Consider the following 22,091-nt stretch of genomic DNA (forward strand, 5'->3'; position numbering starts at 1 on the left):
CGGGAGAAACCTAACCTGAGATGGGATGAGATCTGCCGTGACTTTTAGTCGATAGAGCGAGTCGGGGCGCGTAGATAGTTGAAGCTATAGCATGCATTTGCGCAGTGTTCGGCGGGCATAGTTGCTGATGTTACAATTGGCGACTAGCTGTACCAAAACTGGTGTCCAGCTTGGCCACGCTCATCAAATCACCTAAAGATGACTCTATGAGCCGTAGATTTTTATATGGTATAAGAGTTCTGCTATCGATCGACGAAAAGAGAATCACAGAGTAAGGCTATGCTGTCACTCCAAACGACGGATATCGGCCATGATAGAGACTGTAGTCGTCGACCCGCCGGCGCCGTGACCTGAGATACTCAACTGTCCAGCGTTCTCGGTTGCGAGTTGGACGACGTTCTCGGTACCGGAGACAACGAGTGGGGATTGTTGTGGAATGATCCGTGGTCCAACGCGAATCTCGCCGTCCACGATTTCGCCAACAAGACGGACCGTCCGCCCATCGGCGTCCGCGAGCGACAGTGCACTGCCGGAAATTCCGACGATTCCATCAACAGACGCGTCATCGAGCGTATATTCACGCTCCCCTTGCGCGAGTACATTCGCGGCGATCACGCATTTGAGTGCGGTATCCGTCCCTTCGACATCGAAAGACGGGTCGGCCTCCGCAACACCGAGGTCTTGTGCTTCTACAAGCACGTGATCGTAGTCAAGTCCCTCGGCCGCCATTCTTGAGAGGATAAAATTTGCAGTCCCGTTCAGTACACCGCGAAGAGCATTCACATGTTCAGGTCCGTAGTCCTCGATCGTCGAAATAACTGGCATCGCCCCTCCGACTGTCGCCTCGAAACGGAGCTCACCTTCACTCTCTCGTTCAAGTGCCCGAACATCTGCGTATCGTTGCGCGACGGGTCCTTTGTTCGCAAGCACGACATTTCTGTTTCGTTCAAATGCCGCCCGAATGTGGTCGTAGGCTGGCTGTGCGGTATCGAGCGTCGTGGGAGTCGCTTCAACAAGAACATCATACTCGCTCGCCAACGCGTCCTCGACGGTGTCTGTCCCGATGTCTTCTGTGCCACGCTTCTTTGAAAGGACGTCCTCGACATCGAGACCATCCGGGTTGATTGCCGCACTCGATGAGTCAGCGAGCGCGGTCACTGTGTGACCGTAATCAGAGGCTATTTTCGCGACCGATGTACCGACCGTGCCCGCCCCAATGACTGCGAGTTTCATGCAAACTCCCCCGAAAGTGGTTCGATGACGCGAATGTCTTTTTCTACGGCAATTTCCCGAATCTTTGAGAGGGTGTGCTCGGTCTTACCCTCTTCAATACCAAGACGAAGTCGCCCACTTGATATATCGTTAGACCCTTGCGGTGCGGACAGCTCGAAATCAGCGATCGTTACGTTCGTGGTCTCACGAATTCGTGTTAACGTGTCCGAGAGGCCGGTGTCGACGAGGTCTCCTGAGAGCAGTACGGTTAGTGACTCACTGTACCGCTCCGTCCCAGCCTGAATCACGTTGATTCCCTCCTCACGGAGTGTGTCAACTATCATCTCGTACCGCTTCGGCGTCGCTTCGAGGTCGATTTCGACGGGGATATGGCCGCGGGGCGTAATGTGTCCTCGCTCGTGATATATCGACAATAAGTTCCCGCCGTTCTCCCCGATTGGATGGAGTGCACGAAGCAACTCACCGGGTTCGTCGACCAGCTCGAGGCGAATCGTGTAGGCTTTCGCCTCGCTTTGTGGTTCGTTCATGCGTAATTCTTCCTCCGATAGAGATTGGCTCGCTCACTCATTGTGAATTACTCACCAGATGCAGTTATATGAATCCCGGCGGTTTGCGTGTGACTGTTCAAGCCAGTGTTGCGGGTAATTGTCGAAAACACGTGAATCTGGGATGGGCCTATGCGAACGTCTCTCGGTCGGCGAGCTTCTCACTCAACGACTCGAGTTCATCGACGTCTTCACTCGCCGTCTGGAGTATCTCAACGAGTACGGACAGTTTCTTCAGTGGGATCTGTCCCGGAGCGTACTTGCTAGTGTCTGAGGCGAGGGGTGCATATCCAAGTTTTGAACCATAGAGCGGTGCAACGGCGCGGCTGTGACTCCCAATCCCTCCCATTGAGATCCCTGCAACGTTCATCCCGTTGTTCGTTGCTGTATTGATGGCTTTCAGAAGACGGAGTACGTCATCGTTGTCCTGCGGATATGTGGCGACTTTTGCGACATCTCCGTATTGCGCGCACTGCTCAAAGAGTGCGTCAAGCACCTTTGATTCCGGTGTCTCGTTGAAGTCGTGATGCGAGATGATGAGCTTGACGTTGTTTTGTCGAAACTCATCGAGAATCCATCCCATTGCACGGGCAGTCTCCAACTCGATATCTACGAGTTCAACTGCGTCGAAGCGTGACGCCGCAGCGAGACGGTCAAGCCGCCCAGTATCGTTTGCCTCGCCGCCGAACCATTTCGTTCGGTTCGTCGCAATTATCGGGAGCGTACCGTCGTACTCACGAAGTTGTCCAATCGGGTCTTGTGCGCTGTCCATCCGGAATTCGAGGACATCCGCTGCCTCACGAGCCTCCGGCTCTCGTGTGAGGTCGTTTGTTGTTGCAGCCAGTGCGAAGCCATCCAGTTTCATGTGGTAGTGTCTCTCAATCCACGGTATAAAATCTTCGCCGGACAGAATCAATACTCCTTATACATACTAGAGGGAGTTCCGCCCATCAATCGTACGCTCACTTGGGGACAGATGGGAACTTGTCCTTGAGATTGTCCATTAATTTTACGTCATCGCCACCGTGTGCTACTGACTGGATTAAGGAAGCTAATTCTTCCAGTTCGACCTGGCCCGGCTCGGCCATTTCCTCGTCAAGTGGGGCGTATCCGATCCGAGAGCCATAGAATGGCCCGATAATACGGGTGTGGCGACCTTCTTCACCCATCGCCACTCCAATGATTTTGACACCATCCTCGTTAGCCCTGTGAATCACTTGGAGGACATCTAATGCATCACTTCGAGATTCGGCAAAGACAGAGATTTTAGCGAAATCACCGATCGCATTGCACTCATCGATGACTCGAGTGAGATCATTGATGTCCGGTGTATTAGACCCATTGTGATAGGAGACGATCGTCTGTGCCTCGATTCCTGAAACCATCTGTTCATTTTCTTTCGCGTCAGATAGGCCAATATCAACGATCTCGACTTGGTTGATCTGTGACGCCTGAACCAACGCATCGATTCGGTCGTCGCTATCGATCTCAGTAGCTTTTGGACTCGGATGGTTGGTAACAATGAGTGGCAACTCTCCCGTGTATTCTTGCAGTTTAGTAATAGGATCTTCCACTGCGGACATAGAAAATTCGACGTAGTCAGCGTACGCCCGTGCCTGTGGCTCTTGAGATAGCTCAGAAGTGATCGCCGCAAGCGCGAAGTCATCGACCTGCATACGAAAATAAAGCCCTCGAAAGTACAAAAGTGTATTTGTGACTTCGCACATATGAGAAAACCACCAATATAATTCTCAAGGAGGACATTAGTAATTGATGTATAACATGAAATTGCCGTTCTGAAGGAGATTGTATAGTTCCACAATCCGCGATATGACGATGACCGAATCCAGAGTTTCCAAATAGTTCTGTAGATCGTCTAACTTCTGCATTGTTCTAATTGGAATAAGGAGACACGAATATGGGGGTTGTTGTTTGATAGCGGTTATAATAACAATAACTGATCAATTTCTCTATCCAAATTGCGAAATCGTGACCATATCGAAGCTGATAGGATTCTCTTCTAAAATTGATCTTATTCTTTGTAGACTCAATCCGAAGAACTTCGTTCCCAAATTGTAGGGAAGTCACGGTCTTTTGGAGCGTTCTCGATACGGTGAATTTCCCATAAACCACCAGAACTAGGATGAAGTAATTCAAGAACGGTATCCTCACTAAGCCACTTTTCTGCATGAAGCGTTTTGTCATCTACAAATACTCGATCAAAAGACAGTGGATCTGGTTCATCATGCTGACGAGAAACATACTCAAACGAGGAAAGATGAAGCCCTATAACTGGAATTCTCTCTTCGGTTCCGTTTATCTCTACAACTAAGTGCTTGTCATACGTAGGACCAATACTCGCAGAGTTCGCTTTTCGATTATTCTGTTTTTCGAGCCCAATGACGTTGACGTTCTGGCCCATTACTATCCTTTTTTCGAGGGAAGAAAATAGATGTTTCCGTCAGAGGCCAATTCCCTCCTAAATCCTCATCATTTTATCAATCTCAAAAAGTGGCAATGTCTAGTTTGTCTCCTCCTCGACAGGTGTTCGGTTGACGAGCGATTAGTACGGTATCTGATAGTTATAGAATTGTGGGAATTGTCCAAGACAGCACTGGACAGTCAGCTGACTGCCACCCATGAGCTACAGAAACAGTAGACCTGGGTTTTAAAAGTATGACACCACTTTTCGATGCGGGTTTACTCTGTGTAATCAGCCCATCCATTCAATCTCAATCGGAAGGAGCAGTGGGGTATCTGAACTAACCAACCAGAAATAATATTTCCTTGCAATTGTATTTATCAATAACTTAGTGGAGGGGTATATCCACCTAATTGGCAGTATATCAATTGTAATATGGTATGTGATTGATAGGTCTCGCAAATATTGTATTGTGATATATAAACAAGACCATTTACCGTTTATCACTACAAATTCCAGTCTACAACAATACATTTCTACTTGCGAAGGTGGATCCAAAAACTATATGATATTTGTCATACACTCTGTAAAATTGCCCAAAATGACCAATCAACACCGAGCAGACGCAACTTTGAGCAGTACTAAGTCGCTTTCTGCCTCCTAAATCCATAAGCGGAAGTAACACCACCCCGGGAGCCCCGAATCAATCTGTGCGCAGTCTATGCTACAAACTCCTCTCCGCTAAAGAGCTAAGCATATCCACCGTAACGCATTCTGCAAGCACATGGCTGCAGTCGAAACCGCAACGGACGACGAGATGCTCAATGTCTTCCCTTAGAGAACGAAGACAATGCTGAACTGGAAGACTGCGACTGCAACGATCCCGGTGGCTTCCCGTGTTGGGATGCGTGAGGACTGAGCAGAAGACTTGCCGAACTAACTCTCGCTTCAGTTCTCTGTCTCTCAACTTCTCTCTAGATCACCAAGATAGAGCGCGAACAGCAACAGAAGCAAAACACCCAAGAGCAGCGTAAATGATGCAGCTGGTATCGCTACCGCCCGGAGACGATTGAATACATCTGCTATCAAAATCCCTCCCATACCGACGGTAAGAGTACCTACTGTATGCACACTCGACACCACAAATGAGCGTGATCCTCGCCCAACTTCCTTCCCAAGTGAAATTGCATGTCCAGCGGCATCCCACGCCAGGATCGTTAGCATGATCGCTCCGAGCAACTGCTGGTGGCTCAATTGTGCTGCCCATCCATTTACTACAGCACTATAGATGAGCAGCGCCGTACTAATCCCGGTGAGCCACCGTGATACAGATTTATGAAGTGGATAAAGCCCGAGTAACAGCACGACCGGACCAAACATCCCGCCGACGAAGGCACTCCGTTCAATGAGATTCATCGGGAAAACGATACCCAGTCCAAGGGAGATGGTAGTGAGGAGACTTCCAAGCAGTATACATGCAAGTCCACTCATGCGATTCCAGCGACGCTGTACAACAATACTCAATTGGAGTATGAGCAGCCCTATTGCCTCGATGCCAACGATTTTTCGTTGGAGCGGGTGCGTCGTAAGAACACCAACGACACAGACTGCAGCACAGAGAGCAATGGTACTACTCGTATAACTCGGGTGTGTCGTAATTCGCGGGTTTGAATTGTTCATACTTTCCACCTCTCTTACCTGCTCGGCCAGACAACCGGGTTTCCTGGTTGCCAATTACAAACCGGTATCTGTACATCCCGTAGCATCTGGATTCGATTCTTTCGTTCAATTTGAGCAAGTTCTGTACCAAGGGTTTCATCCGTACTCACATCTGGGCTCACCACCGTCGGTGTATGGCCATCTACCGTAAGATGCTGTGCCGCCGTCACTCCAAAATCATCTAATAACGGAGTAAATAACGTCACGTCAACGCTTTTTCCACTCCGTGCGAGAAAGCTTCGTATCTGATCGGAAGGGTCTATGTCCTGTATGGATTGTGCGGGAGTTACAGAACGAGTCTGGTGATTTTTGAGGAGATGTGAAACTTCTGCTTGGTGGTGCTGCCCTGTGCCTGGAGCTAGCCACTTGAACTCTTCTCCGATGATTGCGACGCCAATGCGCACAGACCGCTCACTGAGGAGTGAAGCCACCTTCGTCGCGGCAGCAACACTAAAGGAGACTGCATGTGGTTCAGTTGCCCGACGAGTGCGGAACGCTTCTTCTCGTGCATCAAGACAGAGAATAACCGTTGTGAGCCGTTCTTCTCGAAATTCAACCGTCGTCAGATCCCCTGTTCGTGCAAATCGTCGCCAATCAATTCGATTTGCCGAGTCTCCCCGCTGGTACGCTCGTGTTTGATAAAACTCAATGCCAGATCCACCGACAGCAGCACTCGTCTGGCCAGTGTAGCGCTGTGTCTGTTGTAATGTAAAGTTTCGAATATCAACGGTACATTCTAGTGTCTCCTCTATGGCTGACTGCGTCTTGGACGAAATTTCTGTTTGAACTCGCGTGCTGGCACAGATATCATAGACGACAGCTGTTGCTGGCTCAAACTGGTGAGTGCCATACTTTGCTTTGACTGTATAGTGGAAGGTCGTTGATTGACCCGGACGTAGCGTTGCTGTGTGTCGTGCGGTCCCATCAGTAACTGCTAAGAGCGGTGGTACCCCGTCAATCAGCCGTACATCGAAGAGTGTTTGCCTACCTGTATTTGTCACCGTCACAGTGACAGTAACCGAATCATCGTGTTCCGGTGTCTCATCAGTAAACGTTCGAGATAGCGCTAAATCGACTGCCGGTTCTGATGTTAGCAGTGGGTATGTCACGTACACGATGCTGACAACTGATGTTAAGAGGAGTGATGGCTGTTTGAGATAGACTCCAGCTGAGCTTGTAACTAAGGCAATAATAAATATTGTTTGCCATCGGTGAGTTCGGTGAATAGTCGTCATGCTTCCCCATGCTCGTTCTCAAATGCTACAATTGCAATCGCCGTCTGTCGAACCCCATACTGAAATGCAAGCTGATTGGAAACGTGATTACGGAGTTGGTATCCAGGTGGTGGCGTTGTTTCACCAAGGAATGCGGCTGCTGTTCGATTCTCAGTCCATTCACCCTGCTCAAGGAATCTTTCTGCTTGTTGGTGCGACACATCTCTCGTGCGCTGGATCGTCAGTATCGTTGTCTCTTGGAGCTGCGCCTGGACTTGGGTACGCTCATTAGGCGGCAGATGTCGGGGTAAGACACGACGAGCCACGATTTGCTCGAGTTCTGATCCAGCTAAAGGGATCTCAGATGTTGTTTCTGGCGTTGCGGGTATGCCTCCTGAATCGGTGGTCAGCCAATTAATATTGAGTAACATCGCAACTGCAACCGTCGTAATTGAAACAAAAGTGGCTCCAATAATCGATCTATTATTTAACCAATCGTACGTTCCCCCGATTTCTATTTTCGAGAGTCCAACCATTACTCCCGCAACAATTAGTAAAGAGATCCCGAGAAGTACCGTCCATTTGCGGGCAGTATTCAGATATCGATTCATTCCTGGCTAGCACCGTCAGTAGAAAGTAGGTCTGAGAGAGCTGCCTGGACTCGATTGTGATGTACTGGCGTTACTGATTTGTTACCATACTGGACTTTGACAAAAGCCTTCGTGATTGTCTCCACAGCTTTTGGATCAAAACCTGCCTTGATTACCGCAGTTTGACACTCTTTAGGTGTTCGAACATGGGGATCGTCGATCTCCGCTATTTGAATCATTTCGATCCATGCTTTAGAAATATCGTTAGAAGGCTTCTCTCTTGGCCAATCGCTTATTGGTTGTTCCCGTGTTGTCGTGTTTTGATTATTAGATGGTGTCTCTAGTTGGCCCAATGTGATCTGATCATGATTCTTCAGACCAAGCACGCAGATAATCAGTAGTAACAGACTCGTTATGAGGACGAGACGGTGGTTGTACAGTTGCTGTAAGCTGTCCAAAATCACGTTAATTAGCGGAAAGCCTGCTGCCCCGCCTCCTTTCATATTTAGCGAAAGACCAAAGAGAGATAGAAGTGCATTTAGAAGTAAATAAAGGAGCGCGAAGAGCGATAGTCCGGATTTTGGTGTTTGTGAGGATGGAAGCGTCGGTGTTGAGTTTGTTGAAAGAGACAGTTCTAACGTAGTAGTTGAGACACCCACGACAATAACGCAAAGACAGGCTGTAGTTACAGAGAGAAGTGAACTGCGAGTAATTTCGACCATCTATACAGGTCTTATATCTTGTTCCCAGACTTTGTTAGTTACGATTATTATGCAGATAAAAGTGACGCTCGTTTCACCACTATGTAGGACGCTTTGGAGCGATTCTCGGCTGAACAGACCAGCCTAATTTCGTTTTACTTGTCTCATTTGTTATTCTGCGGATTACCCGAGGAGCGAATAGCGCTATGCAGAATCCAACCGCTCGCAAAGGCAGTTCCAATCATAATCAACGATGAACCATCACTGAAGAAAAGCCACCCACTCAAAACCAAGAGCACAAGTCCTGGGACAAGACTTTCGAGCACTTTGGGGAGTGCAAAGACAGCGATCAGCAGATCAAGCAGTTTCCCGAGAGCAAAGACTCCTACAACTGGAAGCGTCCGTGTAAGCGGTAATCCGAGGAGTAGCGTAACTCCTGTCGTGAGTGTACCAATGAAAAGCCAGCCAAGGAGATCGCGTTGCTCTTGGCGTGTTGTTTGTAATCGCGACTGAAGCAGTGACGCCTGAGAGCTCATTAAGCCAACTAAATATTCATTCTCCAAGAATTCTAATAAAGGTAGCCCTCTATCTCAGATTTCCCCTGAGAGCCGCTTAAACCCCATGACAAACGTTAAACCGCAACGATCGCGCAAAATGACGACAGGAGAGACAATACACCAACTAAGAACTGGAGAGCTAGTAGCATATACTAACCGTGACCAATCTCCGGAAATTTGTTTCTCACATGCGAGTGCACAAATCGTATGGAAAGCCTTAGGAGAGATTTGAACTCTTGACCGACTCCTTACAAAGGAGTTGCTCTGCCAGTCTGAGCTACCAAGGCACAACTGGAATCACTACGCCGGCGACAAAGGCTTTCTCTTTTCCTCTAACCGACCTCCATCGAATTAATTCCACTCGTGACTACCTATCCGTTTATAAAAGAAAAATGCTGTCTGCAGACCTACTCCTCAGGGAGTTCCCTCAACAGTAGATCGATTCGGCAACTTCGATCAGCGATGCTTTTGAGAGGGTGCCACTCACTGAATACTGTGATTCAGCATCCGACCACTGGAGTATATGCTGGTCACTAACCGACATATAGGACCCGGCATGCCCAGCAATCGACACGGACTGCTCGCCACTCACGGGACGAGTCATCGACGTCTGGGTCACTGCCAACGAATCAGACCCATTCGAGTACAGCAACGACACCGATGCGTTTCCGTTTGCAGAACTAACCGTCACGTTCTCGAGCGAATAGCCGTCTGGAAGTGAGGTTGGCTCTCGAATCGTGAAGTTCACTTCCTTCTGTGCCTGTGCAACCGACTCATAATTCGACGTCTGGGGCAATTCGACATCGACGACCTTTGCATCCTCTGGCGGGGTGTACTCGAATCGCTCATCCGGAATCGACTTATTGTAGCTCAGATTCGAGTAGGTCATCGTCGTCGTGGTCGTCTCATTGCCAACAGACGTGCTCACTTGCGTTTTCACAGGGAACCAGTTGTCCTGATCAAGCCAGACGGTCTGATTTGACATCACTTGCTGGAGCGATTCATTTTCCGGCTGAAGCGTCACCTTGTATGTCTCCTGTCCGGAGACAGTTGCCTCACCTTGATAATCCGCGCTAAATCCGTTCGATATCTGCTGGAATGCGGCAGTAAGGTTCTGGATCATACCCGCATTCTCGCCAGTGAGGCTGAGATGACGGGCGGTGTTCGTCGACTCGTTGTACATCCAGAAGCCCGAGCCGTTCGAGACCATTACGTTGCCTTCCATCGGTCCAGCCGTGTATTCATACCGGACGTGATTTGGCAGCCGTTGCCAGACATCGGCTTTCATAGTCTGGGTGTTGTTGGGCTGTTCCATCTCGATTGTCACCGTTCCGGTGACGCTCTTGGCGGTGGTATTGTTTCCGAGAGCATGCTGTTCAATCGTTGCTTCGGACGGTGTTGAACTGTCTTGTGCGTGGACTTGATTCCCGACGCTCGCGTAGCCTGTGACGGACACAGCGACGACGAGTGTGAGGAGGCCAAGTGTGAGCAGGGATTTTCGTGCGACCATACATGTAGAACCGCAAATCCTACCCTAATGAAATCTTTTATCCAAAAACAAAATATGCGAACAATTAACATGGTGTCGAGGTGTCACTTTCGGATCCATGCTCCACTACGTACTGTTTGACCAGTTCAGCATGACGCATTCTGAAAACACATGGCTGCCATCAAAACCGCGACGACGGCACACTTGGGAAATACCAACACAGGCACAACGCTCCATCAATCCCGCTCGTCTCACACTCCAGAAAGCGGCTTTCAAACAGCCGCGACGTGCCCGTCTATCTCCTTCTCGTACCCCTGTAACACTCGATGTCGTACAACGACTCGGCGGTGAACCGGTCATCACATACTGGTCCCTGTGACGTCCTTTGAGAGCTTGGTCATAATCGACTTTTTACTTGCCATCGATTCCTCCAATCGAGGTTGCCAGCACCGAGAAACAACACAAGAAGCCACACAATTATCACAATGCCCAATTCGATACTTGCGCAAGGGAGTACTGTACAGACACACCAGAACACCTCAAGCGAATCGTATCCGGGAGATTATCGTTGCCGCAACTGTAGAGCGTTCATAATACGAGACTTCGCTCGTGTCTTCGGTACTAATGACGATGAGGTATTCGGGTGCTTCGAGTGTTTGCATGCAACTGATGTGAAACGAGGTGGGGCGCTCTACTCCGAATAATTCAGAGAAATCGAACTGTGTGGTCAAATCGGCTCTGTTGAAATCCTCGGAGAGATACAGGTTCAATCGGTAGTCTGACCGAATGCAGGTCCTCCCGAAGTCGCGGTTACTCCGGTTCGTCGAACAAGCAACTCACTTAGCCCGGCGAGCTGTCACTCGTTACTCCTCGAAGTTCTCAAAAAAGCGGTACACGCTCCACCAGCACATCGTCTTGCTCTGCCTCAAGGTACGGAAGAATACGACGTATCGTATGCTTCTCGACGAACTTATTGAAATGCCCCGGATTCGGAGCGCCATTGATCTTGAGGAACTTCCGTCTCCCTCAACGTTGTGTAAGGCGTTCAACCGGCTCGATATGGCTGTCTGGCGTGTTCTTCTCAACCTCTCGGTTACACTCCTGCCGACCAACGGTGTCGTCAGTATTGACGCCTCCGGATTTGACCGCAGTCACGCCTCGAAACACTACACGAAACGAGCAGAATTGACGATCCAGCAGTTGAAAGTCACGTTGTTAGTTGATACAAGAGCGAATGCTATCCTTGATCTCCACGTTACAACAACCCGCAAGCATGATACACAGATCGCCCCATCACTCATCAACCGCAACGCGGCAGAAGTTGATGTCCTTCTTGGAGACAGGGGATATGACGATCATCAGATTCGGGTAATGGCCCGCGAGAACGAGATTCGTCCGTTGATCAAACACCGTGAGTTTTCTTCACTTCAGAAAGCGTGGAACGCTCGGTTGGATGCCGAACTCTACGGCCAACGGAGCCAGAGCGAAACAGTGAACTCTCGACTCAAACGAAAATACAGTGCGTTCGTTCGCTCTCGACAATGGTGGAAGCAGTTCCGAGAACTCACTGTCGTATGCCTCATCCACAATCTCGATAAGATACTCTAATCGGGAGAGATAGGGCGGGTATTCGTCGGCTGAAACAGCGACGCCGAACGGGTTCTGACAGTGAAAAAGTACTTTGAGGTTCGAGCCCGATGACTAATAAGATTTTGACAGAGCCACTCACTAGTCAGTGATGGGAGTCGAACTCTGAGAATAGGCTCCCTTCGATGACGGATTCGAGGCTGCTCCGCAGCCGCTTGGAGTACGCCGAGTCGCTAATACCCTCATCTTCGGCGAGTTCCTCTATCGTTATCTTGCGCGGCACCTCAAAGTACCCAGCTCGGTACGCTCGTTTGACTGTTTCACTCTGTCGTTCCGACATGGGTGGTGATGCCACGGGCGGACCTGGGTGGTAGATTCTTTGAGCCGTACTGGAATCAGGTTCGCCGTCAGGCGCTCGGTGAACTCGACGAGGTCTTCCCGGGCCATGAATCGCAGGCGGAACTCCCAGACGTCGTCCTCGTACTCCCCCTCCAGAACATAGACGTCGGACTCTTGGAGCGCGGTGAGAAAGCCGTTCATGTCAGAGGTCCACTCCACCTGGTAGAGAAACTGGTCGTCAACAGCGACCAGCTGGCGAATCTCCTCGGTACCTTCATACTCGCGCACTTTGGTCTCGAACGCGTCAGGGTCGCCCTTGTTGAGCCAGATCAACGGGATCACGCCACCCGAACCCATCGGAATAATCCGTTCGAGTTCGAGTTCGAAGTCCCCCGATAGCACGCGTCCGAACTCGATGTCATCGGCCTCGATGCTGATTTCCGCGATAGTCGAATACCTGTCCGGTTCGGCGTCCATATTCGGGGATACGGGATGGAGAGACGTATACCTGTGGCTGGCTTCCGGGGCTTCGACATCGAACCGAACTCGGCGTGAGAACGTGCACGCCCATCAACGACAACCATACGCGCTGGTGTAGCATCGAAGTAGCCCAGAAGCTACGATACCCTTCGAAATTTTTTTTTTCCAATATAAGTACCCGGTTCGACAATCCACCGCGAACGTATCCCGTTGCAGGTCTCAGACTCATCTGTATGGTCCGTTCCACCGAATCCAGCGAACTACTCTCGCTCGACGAAGTGTTGGAAACCATGGCGGACGTCTATCGTCGCCGCGTGCTCGTTGAGATGCTCGATCACAATCCCCAGGACGACGACGACGTCCAGTTGCCAGAGGGGATCACAATCGCAGACGACGACCTGGCGACCCTTAGAACACAGATGCGGCACGTCCACCTCCCGAAACTAGAGGACGCGGGACTCGTCGAGTGGGACCGCGAGGCCAACGTGCTGCGAAGAGGCCCGCGATTCGAGGAAATTCGGCCGCTGTTGAAACTAATGGACGACCATGCCGACGAACTCCCCGACGACTGGATCTAAGTCCGACAAGGAACGCTCCGCTCCGGATGCGTGTGATCGTCGAACCGCTCGATCACCGTTGGGATACGTAAGCGTACTAAACAGCTGGTATACACAGATTCCTGTCTAAGTAATAGCGGTTCAACAAGGCCGAAATTCGTGGAACCTCTTGAATGTTGCATCTGATGTAGATTCGGTATCTACTTTTCCTGTACGTACCGCCAATGGTGGCAAACCTATCATCCCCTGATGATTTCAACAGGGCCGTCAAATCAGCAATTTGAGTTATAGGGTTAGTCTGTCTTCCTAACCTGATTACTGCTCATTTTGCCACTCTAGATTGTTTCCTTAGATTATTGATCGCTGACGACCGTAACTTATCCATACTCGTTGAGTGGCTTCTCCTATTGCTCGTTAGCTCAGAAAGTGATTGTTGATGCGTTTTTTCAATACAACACAAGGTATATTATTGTAGATTAGGAATGTTATGCTAATGCCCTCTACAATAGCAATCGTTCATTATTGCGAAGGTGCCGGACACGCAACACGAATGGTGGCGATTGCTCGCGCGCTCGATGCCGCTGGTGCTGACGTTCATATCGCTGGTGGTGGAGCTGGGTCACAGTATGTCACGCTGAATGGATACGACTCATATGAACCAACAGTTGTCGATTATATAACTGATTATCAGGAAGGAACCATTAGTGATGTCCTTACAGGCAGCGTGCTTAACAGCGCTCGTCGTATCACGGATCTCGTGAGCTGGCTTCGCGAAATCGGTCCAGATGCTCTCGTTACAGATGATATGTTTGCTGCGATGGCTGCTGTCCGGATTGGCGTCCCACAGTATATTCTGAAACACGATACACCATCTGTATATGACGACCGACTTGAACGACTCGGTGCTCACTTTCACTGTTCATTTCAGTCTGCAGCTGCCAGAACATTCTTCTATCCGAGTGTCTGGACGCCTGACTCATTAGATACGACGGATTTCACGCATGTTCCTCCCGTTGCTCTTGAGGGACCAGACGTCGATGTACCCGACGATATTGACGTTGTTGTTGTACCCAGTCATTACTCGAATCTCGATCCAGTCGCTGAACAACTTGTTGACCGTGGGAAAACTGTTCTTAATGTTGGTTCCGAATCATGGGAGTCAGTTCCTGCGCTTCTTCCATATCTCCGTGCAGCCAATGCAGTCGTCTGCTCGGGATACTCAACTGTAATGGAGGCTGCAGTTGCCGGTACTACATGTGTTGTTTTCCCCGCTACCGATGAGCAGGTGGGAGTTGCACGTCATCTAGAAGATTTATCTGGCTTTGAAGTAGCCAACGATGTTGATACTGCTGTTGCAGCTGCCGAGGCCCCATCGGCAGCTCCTGAATATGAAAACGGAGATATAGTTATTGCGAGTAAAATTCTCGACGACCTTGAGTCACAACACACCTCGGCCGAGAGTAGTAAGCAAATGATCTCCCGACGTAACATTCTCCGTGGTGGTGCAGCAGCTGGAGCCGCTGCAGTCGGGGCAACTGCTACCACCGTAGCGGATGGGCGAAAACCCTATCATTTCCGCTACTCTCGAACGGCAGATAAATCGCTTGACCGAACAGAAGCCTTAGAAGAGATCCAAGCAGCGCTTAAACACTATGGTGGCAACTGGCCCGCTGAATTCCGTGATCTTCCGGCAGATCGTTTTAGTGGAGCAACAACAGACGTCATTCACCTAACTGAGAAGTTTAAGCGTGTGAGGGGCTCAGCTGCAATTCGTGTGATGCAGTGCACTACCACACTTGATACTAGCTCTGCTGATTATCGACATTGGCTTTGGATTGGTGTTGATGTCTCCAATAGTCAGGTTCAAACCGGCGTTGTTCGCAGACATCCAACCAAGATTGAACCACGACACCTTCGAATCGCGTTTGCACCGACAGATGGGACCATAGAACACGCGCAGATCGCCTCCACGACACAAATCGCCACTTCTTCCTGCACTGCATTCATGCCTGATGAGTCACCACCAGCTCATCCAGCAGGGACGCCACCAGAGAATGCAGCCTCGTTCGTCTGGCAGGGGAAGAATACACGTTCCCTTTCATTTATCGGGATCTGCGAGTCGTCCTTCCCTGCTACAGGTGCCAGCTGGGTAGGATCACAATGGCAAATTGTCTGTGAGTTCCGTCCAGATTTCCCGAGATAATGTTCTCGCGGGATATACTGTTGTATCTACCAGCGATCACCCTATTATATTACTCCCACAATTAGTAACTCACGTGTTCTGAACGGAGTAATCGCCTGACGGGCGAGGGTTGCCAAGCCAGGCCAACGGCGGTGGGCTTAAGACCCGCTCGCGGAGGCGTCCATGGGTTCGAATCCCATCCCCCGCATACATTTCCCCACTCAACCCGACAGATATCTCTGTCATAGCAACGGTGCCTTGAGTTACTAGTCACATACCGTGACTAATGCGACAAGGTGCCTCCACGTCAGATGATACTGCTGACTCACAAACAAACACACCGACAGAGGTGATGGCTGAACTTCCACCAAGTGCAAAACTGGTTGGAAAGACACTCGAATACAACGATGATTCACTCACACAGGCTGAAATCGCCGATAGAACCCGCCTCCCAGCCCGGACGGTTCGCTACGCACTCACACAACTCGAGGACCACGATCTCGTCAACTCACGCATCTCGTTTGCTGATGCACGAAAGCGCTACTACTCTCTTTCCTTCGACTAAGCACGCAGGATTGGCGTGCGAGACGACGGCTCTCCACAATCAGCTCAAACCAACGCTGAAATCAGAGACGAAAGCGAACCACAATCGCTAATTGATACCTATTGCTTTGCAATCCACCAGACAACCATCCGCGGACTCAATTTCCCACCCTCTAACTCACCCCATATATACAACCCTTCGAGCCATTGATGCACTGGCCGCCGTTCCATTCCAACTGTATCTGCGACCCATCGAGCGGTCACTGCCGGAAACTCGGACGCACGAATCACCCACAGGATATCATCATCCGTACCATCTTCGACATAAATCTTATACTCTGAATTGTGTTAGCGTATAACGAGTCTGTGATGAACAATGACTAACGTAAGCACGGAGGTTGCAAAATCGATCCTCGCGGCTGCTGAAGAGAAAGCGACAGAGATTGAGGTACCAATGTGTATCGCCGTCTTCGATGAAGGCGCTAACATGGTTGCCTTTCGCAGAATGGATGATGCTCTCTTAGCAAGCATCGATATTGCCCAGAATAAAGCGTACTCAGCGGTGAGTCTGAAAATGCCGACCCATGAACTAGCGGATGCTGGTCAACCAAATGAGTCTCTCTTCGGGATTCATTCGACGAATGATGACCGCATCGTTATCTTTGGAGGTGGATATCCTCTTCGCGCTAATGGCAATGTTGTTGGTGCTGTCGGAGTGAGTGGCGGAGCGGTTGAAGAAGATCGAACCGTTGCTGAAGCCGGTGTTGAAGCATTTGAATCGTAGGTTCTCTATTCGATAATCTGCTTCAACGGAGTTCGTTTTGCTAACCGGGCGCTGTTTGCTCCAAGAAGCCGAGCCTGCACAAGTGTTGGCGACGCCAAATCGAATAACGGTTGTTTTGCTGGTAGCCGTTCATGTTGGAGAACAATTCGACTGGAATTTCCGTCTCTAATTGCAACCCCGATACCAAGTCGTGAATCGTCGGCAGCCTCGTGTGCAACCATGAGAAGGTCCTCCCGCTGCATGCTCTCGACGTGCCAGGGAACCCCTTCTTCCTCAATACCATATTCCACGTAATCGAGTACGTCGGATCGCTCACCATGATAGTATACCTGAATCTGTGGCTGGGGAGATGGTGCAGAATTACTCACTTGTCGTCACCTTCTCGGTAATATGTCGAAAGCTCATCTGGTAGTTCGAAATCAAGGAAAGAATCGCCATCGATATGGGACAGTACAAGCCCAGTGGCAACGGCATTTCTCGGACCCTGTTCTTCTCGAATATTGCCACTGCCACAGACGATGCCATATTCAGCTAAGGTATCCGAGATCATCTCGGGGATCTCGAAATCGAGGGCCGACCGGCCAACCATCACGACAAACGGTAAATGGCGAATATTTAGCGACGGGGTAATCTGGCGAAGCGCCCGTTCACTATTCGTCACGAACACTTTTTCTTTTGCCTCTCGGCGTGTCGTTCGGATCTCTTCCAGCGAATGATCCGAATTGATTGGTTCCATCTCGCCATCGTTCTTCAATAGTACGACTTTTCCAAAGAGCTCAGGGTCAACAGCAGTTTCCAGAAAATCAACAGTCCCGTCTTCATGCCTGATACTGAAGAGGGTCTCTACTTTCGCAGCTGGATGCTTCTTTATCTCTTCAGCAGTTTTTCGATCCTCTAACCCAAGTTCGGAATCAATGAGCATGGTAACGAGATCACCTGCCCCGGCGAGATGAATTGATTCGATCTCTTTGTGCTCGTTCATGTATGCTGCATCGGTAGAGCCGCCTCCAATATCGAGGATTGCAATAGGGAAATCCGTCCCCGGTGTCGTCAATGATCCAAGCACTGCCATTGATGCCTCTATCCCTTGGATGTGAACGTCAACTGCAAGCTCTTGTTCCAGTTCTTCTGCGATCTGTTCCATCGGTAGCCGGTTCGTCTTGACCATCGAGGCAAGCGCAACAGCGTTTTCCATCCGATATTCGCCAGCCACTGCCCCCTTGACTGCCTGAGGAACGATCGTATCCACTGCAAGGATATCACGAATCTGAATCGAGTTTGGGTCTTGATTCGTGATTTCACTCATTTCAGTACGGGCTCGGTTCAGCATCCCTCCGATATTGGTGCCGGATTCACCAGTGACATCCTTGAGTGGTCGTAGGCTACTGACAGCTTCTCGAATCGCGTGTGCTCCGTTCTCAGTATCGACGGTACTCTTCGACCCGTCCTCACCAATTACAGTAAGTGACCCTGCTGGGATGCTCCGTTCTTCGACATCCCCTTCCGGTGTTTTGATCACGACGCCAGATTTGTTCCCAACCAATGCCCGTGCAACCGGAATGATTTTCTGTGTTTCTTCTGCTGTCAACTCGAATAGAGTCGCAATGCCGTAGGGATTCGAGAGGGTGTCGATCGTCTGTCCTGATGAAGCGACTTCGATGGCAGCGGGTTGACCGAGCGGTACTTCGCCGATTTCAGTCACCTCGTCTATGATCGGGATATCGATCTCACAGCGGTTGGAAACGAGTACGGCGTCATCCTTCTGGAGTATTGCCCCTTGGATGTCGAATCCTTGCTCGACCCACTCGTTGATAATGGCCGCCGCATCAGCGAAATCGACCTCATTCGGGATACGGAAAATGATATCCTCGTCTTTCGAATGAGTTTGTTGTGACCCCATAATATCGACAATGGTTCCAGTTCCGATTCCAACGCCTCCAGGTGTCGATGGATCGTGGCCAATCATCGTCGATTCCGTGATGATGGTTTCAGTAATCGTCTCCATAGCAACATCACCGATTACCGGTGCTGCTTCATTCAACAGGAGGAGATCAAGTTCGTTCACCGCTATTCCGGCGTTTTCTACTCCGCGTTCTAATGCTCGGATAATCCCTGGAACGTTTTCGGTCGTCCCTTTGAGACCGGTCGTCTGAAAGAGGCTGCTCGCGACGAATTGCCACGACTCCTGATCATGTCGAATAATTCCAACCTCGGTGCTGGAATTCCCGATATCGATTCCTGCGATGTATTTCATATGTAGTATCGTGTTCTGTAGCGAAAGGTGGACAAACGGCTGTACCAACTACCGTACGGATCCTTTAGTAAAGTCCACGTGTTTCGTAGACTTCTGCAGCTTCACGGACGAGTTCTGCGTTGATCTGTGCATCATATTCGTCCTCAAGTTCATCAGCAATATCCAACAGTTTCTCTTTCTCTGCTCCACTTGGCCGAAGTGCGTTATAGATCTCTAAGATGCGCTCATCCGGTATCTCAGTCAATTCTGCCGCTCGTTGGAAGTTTTGTTTCATCTGCGAACGACCAGCAGATTCTGCGACCGTTGCCTGTTTTTCGAGTGTTTCTGCAGAAATGCGGATGTCAGCTGCATCGACATCGCCGTCTGCTAAGCTCTCGAGCGTTACATCGGACATCGTTTTTCCAGTCGGTGTTTCGACCTGGTCTGGATTCTTGCCGAGCGGATACTCGCTTGGGTCGTCTGCGCTGTTATTGTTGGACATGGATCGTTATGGTAATTATTCGAACTGAGCTTCGAGTTCGACTGGTTCTCGAGTCTCGTCAATTGATTTCGACTCTTTGATGTGGAGCACTGCAGCGAGTGCTTGATATTTCGGCCTAGCCATCGGGTCGTTTTCGACCGTAACAGGTGACGGATTTTCCCCTTTTGCGTACTTTGCTGCATTTTTTCCGATGGCTCTGAATTTCTCGCGATCTAAAAGCGGTGCCTGCGGGAATAATTCGAGATTACTAAGCGGAAGCAAATCCGCCTGATGAATCAATGCCGTTCCCTTCGACTGGATACCGACACTGATCCCTGACCCGCTCAACTTTGCGCCTCGATTCCCGAGATTACCCAGGTCGGCAGTATCGATAAACCGGACAAGTCGTGATTTGAGACCTTCCTCTTCGATTCCGGCCATCGTCTCACGAAGCACATCTGCAAGCGGAATATCCACGATCGTTGAGGTTTGAGTCTCGCCGAAGGCTGGACTGATCGCGATTACGACTTCGTCACTTTCACTTCCCTTTTCGGCACTTCCTTTCTCTTCAAGTCGAAGCTTTCGTCGACTGGTTTTGGTTTCAGTACTCATTGTCACAATGATCAGACTTCTTCTGGATCGAACGCATGTCGAATGTCTTTGATCTCCTCCCAGCGTTCCTCACTCATGCGATAGCCGGTTCCAGGGCCCTGATAGTCATTTCTGTCGTTTACACCGCTGGTTACGTTGAATTCCCCATCAATGACCGCAGAAGTATGGAGATAATCCCCGGAGATCCGTTGCTTAAGCATGTTTAACATATTTTCCGCCAAATCGTCAAAACCATGATCGGCAAGGATTTCTACGATGTCTAAGCCAGTGATATCTCCTTCCATCAATTCTTCTGCAGCTTTCAGATCCGCAGCTTGGTCTCTGTCCGGCATATCATCGCTCCCATCTCCGTACGTCGCAGCTTCAACTTCTTTGTCGGTGATTTGTGGGAAGCCCAGTTCTCGGAATACCACTTGAATAGCTCGTGCGGCAGTATTCCGTACTGCAATCGCATCCTCTTCTGCGATCGGCTTCAGTCCCCCATCAACCTTGAGGTCCCGTTGCACAACGTTGTAGTCATCATAGTCGTATGAGTCGAAGTTCGATCCGGCGAACATATCGTCATAGTTCGGCATGGTGCTATATCCAGAGAAGATGAGATCTGTTCCAGCTACTAATTGCGGGAACGTCCGTGCCATCTGGCGTTTATGCGAATGGGAGAACGTCTGGTCATTTCCTGATGCGACCTCTAAATCCACCATGGTCGTAATCAGATTCTCTGCAAGGACGCCTCGAATCCCTGATGGCACAGCGGATGGGATTGCGATACAGCTAATTCCACCGTTTTGCAACCCTTGGACACCACATCCCTTTGTCACGAGAACACAACGTGATTCGAGATAAACCATCGATTTTCCTTCCGCTTGTCCCATATTCACTTCTGAACCGGAACCAGACGTAAACCGCATCTTCAATCCACGGGAAGCATACCCCGAGGCGAGAAACGCCTTCGACCATGGGGTATCGTCTCCGTCTTTGAAGACTGATTCTGTCCCATAGACAGAGACCGTTTCAGCGTACGTCGTCAGGCCTTTCATCCCTAATTCCAGTTCGGTCGCCTCCTCAACAGCACACTGGGTAAGTACCCCTCCACGTCCAGCTTGGCTTCCGAGCTGCTGAGCGAGTGCGTTAAACGGTGCATATCGAGCAACTCCTACCGTGGTTTCAATTTCATCGAATCCTCGGAGAGCCGCCTCGGCAGCGTCTGCTGCGATTTGCACAGGGTGATCTTTAACACTCGTACAGTGGCCTTGATTGCCTGGCGTTTTTCGAGCACGCATTTTCTGCAATGCCATCATCATCTCCAGTGTGTTCATCTGGTTCACTACTTCAGCCAGTTTTGCTGGAGTCATTGCAGTCGTAAGCTCAATGATGTCTTCACGTGGGATGTTAATATCCACGAGTCGCTGAGCAAGCTCAACTGAATCAATAGCGAGTGCTTCTTCGGCTTTCTCCACATTGATGGCGTAGTCGGCAATGAAGAAATCGATAAAATCGAAGTCTTCTCGCTGCTTTCCATCCATCTCGATGATCTCTCCCTCTTTAACAGTCACACTAGGGTCTGGATCATTGGGACTATCCATTGCGATTAGTCCCTCTTCTGGCCACTCTTTTGCGAACCCGTCTTGATTCACCGGCTTTTCATCGAGTGATTTGAACCGATTCGACCTTTTGTGCTGATTTGTGTCTGCAATCTCGACTTCACCCTCCTCTCTCTCATTCATGCTTTGAAACAGCATACCATGCGATTGGCCCCCACATAGATTTTTCCTATTTTATCATTAAATAATCCAAGCTTGTTTTCAAAACAACAAATTTGATTG

Annotated in this window: 20 protein-coding genes and 2 tRNA genes; 6 read left to right on the plus strand and 16 right to left on the minus strand. The window is 49.9% G+C overall.

The genetic code is table 11. From position 1 onward, the window contains the following. Positions 1 to 285 precede the first annotated feature (285 nt). The 11 genes from LJF34_RS25990 to LJF34_RS26040 form a co-directional block, all read right to left on the minus strand. The gene (locus LJF34_RS25990) at positions 286 to 1,233 is read right to left on the minus strand and encodes a homoserine dehydrogenase (protein WP_231189110.1); all 948 of its coding nucleotides are present in this window, start codon (positions 1,231 to 1,233) and stop codon (positions 286 to 288) included. Next, on the minus strand, positions 1,230 to 1,760 hold the full coding sequence (locus tag LJF34_RS25995; protein WP_231189112.1) for an amino acid-binding protein: 531 nt from the start codon (positions 1,758 to 1,760) through the stop codon (positions 1,230 to 1,232). The genes LJF34_RS25990 and LJF34_RS25995 overlap by 4 nt, the downstream gene beginning before the upstream one ends. 148 nt (positions 1,761 to 1,908) lie before the next feature. Beyond that, positions 1,909 to 2,643 carry a type I 3-dehydroquinate dehydratase gene (locus LJF34_RS26000; protein WP_231189114.1) on the minus strand — a complete coding sequence of 245 codons (735 nt, stop codon included), beginning with the start codon at positions 2,641 to 2,643 and terminating at the stop codon, positions 1,909 to 1,911. A gap of 97 nt (positions 2,644 to 2,740) precedes the next feature. Continuing rightward, positions 2,741 to 3,454 carry a type I 3-dehydroquinate dehydratase gene (locus LJF34_RS26005; RefSeq protein ID WP_231189116.1) on the minus strand — a complete coding sequence of 238 codons (714 nt, stop codon included), beginning with the start codon at positions 3,452 to 3,454 and terminating at the stop codon, positions 2,741 to 2,743. Positions 3,455 to 3,825: 371 nt separating this feature from the next. Beyond that, positions 3,826 to 4,200 (minus strand): hypothetical protein, encoded by a 375-nt coding sequence (locus LJF34_RS26010; RefSeq protein WP_231189118.1) that lies wholly within the window; start codon positions 4,198 to 4,200, stop codon positions 3,826 to 3,828. Between the two features lie 963 nt (positions 4,201 to 5,163). After that, positions 5,164 to 5,616 carry a hypothetical protein gene (locus tag LJF34_RS26015; RefSeq protein ID WP_231189120.1) on the minus strand — a complete coding sequence of 151 codons (453 nt, stop codon included), beginning with the start codon at positions 5,614 to 5,616 and terminating at the stop codon, positions 5,164 to 5,166. A 278-nt stretch (positions 5,617 to 5,894) separates the two neighbouring features. Beyond that, positions 5,895 to 7,154 (minus strand): DUF58 domain-containing protein, encoded by a 1,260-nt coding sequence (locus tag LJF34_RS26020; RefSeq protein ID WP_231189122.1) that lies wholly within the window; start codon positions 7,152 to 7,154, stop codon positions 5,895 to 5,897. Beyond that, complete coding sequence (locus LJF34_RS26025) at positions 7,151 to 7,744, minus strand: hypothetical protein (protein ID WP_231189124.1); 594 nt, start codon at positions 7,742 to 7,744, stop codon at positions 7,151 to 7,153. The genes LJF34_RS26020 and LJF34_RS26025 overlap by 4 nt, the downstream gene beginning before the upstream one ends. After that, positions 7,741 to 8,226, minus strand: coding sequence for a DUF4129 domain-containing protein (locus LJF34_RS26030; protein WP_231189126.1), 486 nt, complete (start codon positions 8,224 to 8,226; stop codon positions 7,741 to 7,743). Before LJF34_RS26030 ends, LJF34_RS26025 begins: the two co-directional genes overlap by 4 nt. Before the next feature lie 968 nt (positions 8,227 to 9,194). Continuing rightward, positions 9,195 to 9,268, minus strand: a tRNA-Thr gene (locus LJF34_RS26035). A gap of 140 nt (positions 9,269 to 9,408) precedes the next feature. After that, a complete protein-coding gene (locus tag LJF34_RS26040) occupies positions 9,409 to 10,491 on the minus strand; it encodes a DUF2092 domain-containing protein (RefSeq protein WP_231189128.1) in 1,083 nt (360 codons plus the stop codon). 765 nt (positions 10,492 to 11,256) lie between these two features. On the opposite strand from LJF34_RS26040, the gene LJF34_RS26045 reads away from it, so the two are divergent. Then, positions 11,257 to 12,078 (plus strand): IS5 family transposase, encoded by an 822-nt coding sequence (locus tag LJF34_RS26045; RefSeq protein ID WP_231189130.1) that lies wholly within the window; start codon positions 11,257 to 11,259, stop codon positions 12,076 to 12,078. A gap of 246 nt (positions 12,079 to 12,324) precedes the next feature. Here the strand turns inward: LJF34_RS26045 and LJF34_RS26050 are convergent, their stop codons facing one another. Continuing rightward, positions 12,325 to 12,873, minus strand: a complete 549-nt coding sequence (locus LJF34_RS26050) for a bacterio-opsin activator domain-containing protein (RefSeq protein WP_231189132.1) — start codon at positions 12,871 to 12,873, stop codon at positions 12,325 to 12,327. Positions 12,874 to 13,109: 236 nt separating this feature from the next. On the opposite strand from LJF34_RS26050, the gene LJF34_RS26055 reads away from it, so the two are divergent. The 5 genes from LJF34_RS26055 to LJF34_RS26075 all read left to right on the plus strand — a co-directional run bounded on the left by LJF34_RS26055 (position 13,110) and on the right by LJF34_RS26075 (position 16,942). Then, positions 13,110 to 13,454: a transcriptional regulator gene (locus LJF34_RS26055; protein WP_231189133.1), complete on the plus strand. Its 345-nt coding sequence runs from the start codon at positions 13,110 to 13,112 to the stop codon at positions 13,452 to 13,454. Positions 13,455 to 13,926: 472 nt separating this feature from the next. After that, a complete protein-coding gene (locus LJF34_RS26060; RefSeq protein WP_231189135.1) occupies positions 13,927 to 15,636 on the plus strand; it encodes a hypothetical protein in 1,710 nt (569 codons plus the stop codon). A gap of 102 nt (positions 15,637 to 15,738) precedes the next feature. Then, positions 15,739 to 15,823, plus strand: a tRNA-Leu gene (locus LJF34_RS26065). Between the two features lie 144 nt (positions 15,824 to 15,967). After that, a complete protein-coding gene (locus LJF34_RS26070) occupies positions 15,968 to 16,180 on the plus strand; it encodes a winged helix-turn-helix domain-containing protein (RefSeq protein WP_231189137.1) in 213 nt (70 codons plus the stop codon). Positions 16,181 to 16,534: 354 nt separating this feature from the next. Continuing rightward, on the plus strand, positions 16,535 to 16,942 hold the full coding sequence (locus tag LJF34_RS26075) for a heme-binding protein (RefSeq protein ID WP_231189139.1): 408 nt from the start codon (positions 16,535 to 16,537) through the stop codon (positions 16,940 to 16,942). A 364-nt stretch (positions 16,943 to 17,306) separates the two neighbouring features. Here LJF34_RS26075 and LJF34_RS26080 read toward each other — a convergent pair whose 3' ends face one another. The 4 genes from LJF34_RS26080 to LJF34_RS26095 form a co-directional block, all read right to left on the minus strand. Continuing rightward, positions 17,307 to 19,196, minus strand: a complete 1,890-nt coding sequence (locus tag LJF34_RS26080; RefSeq protein ID WP_231189141.1) for a diol dehydratase reactivase subunit alpha — start codon at positions 19,194 to 19,196, stop codon at positions 17,307 to 17,309. A 64-nt stretch (positions 19,197 to 19,260) separates the two neighbouring features. Further along, positions 19,261 to 19,677 carry a diol dehydratase small subunit gene (locus LJF34_RS26085; RefSeq protein WP_231189143.1) on the minus strand — a complete coding sequence of 139 codons (417 nt, stop codon included), beginning with the start codon at positions 19,675 to 19,677 and terminating at the stop codon, positions 19,261 to 19,263. Positions 19,678 to 19,692: 15 nt separating this feature from the next. Beyond that, a complete protein-coding gene (locus tag LJF34_RS26090) occupies positions 19,693 to 20,268 on the minus strand; it encodes a propanediol/glycerol family dehydratase medium subunit (RefSeq protein WP_255666504.1) in 576 nt (191 codons plus the stop codon). 11 nt (positions 20,269 to 20,279) lie between these two features. Beyond that, positions 20,280 to 22,007 (minus strand): propanediol/glycerol family dehydratase large subunit, encoded by a 1,728-nt coding sequence (locus tag LJF34_RS26095; protein ID WP_303646690.1) that lies wholly within the window; start codon positions 22,005 to 22,007, stop codon positions 20,280 to 20,282. Between the last annotated feature and the right edge of the window lie 84 nt (positions 22,008 to 22,091).

The organism is Haladaptatus sp. DYF46, assembly GCF_021083305.1.
Classification (GTDB): domain Archaea; phylum Halobacteriota; class Halobacteria; order Halobacteriales; family Haladaptataceae; genus Haladaptatus.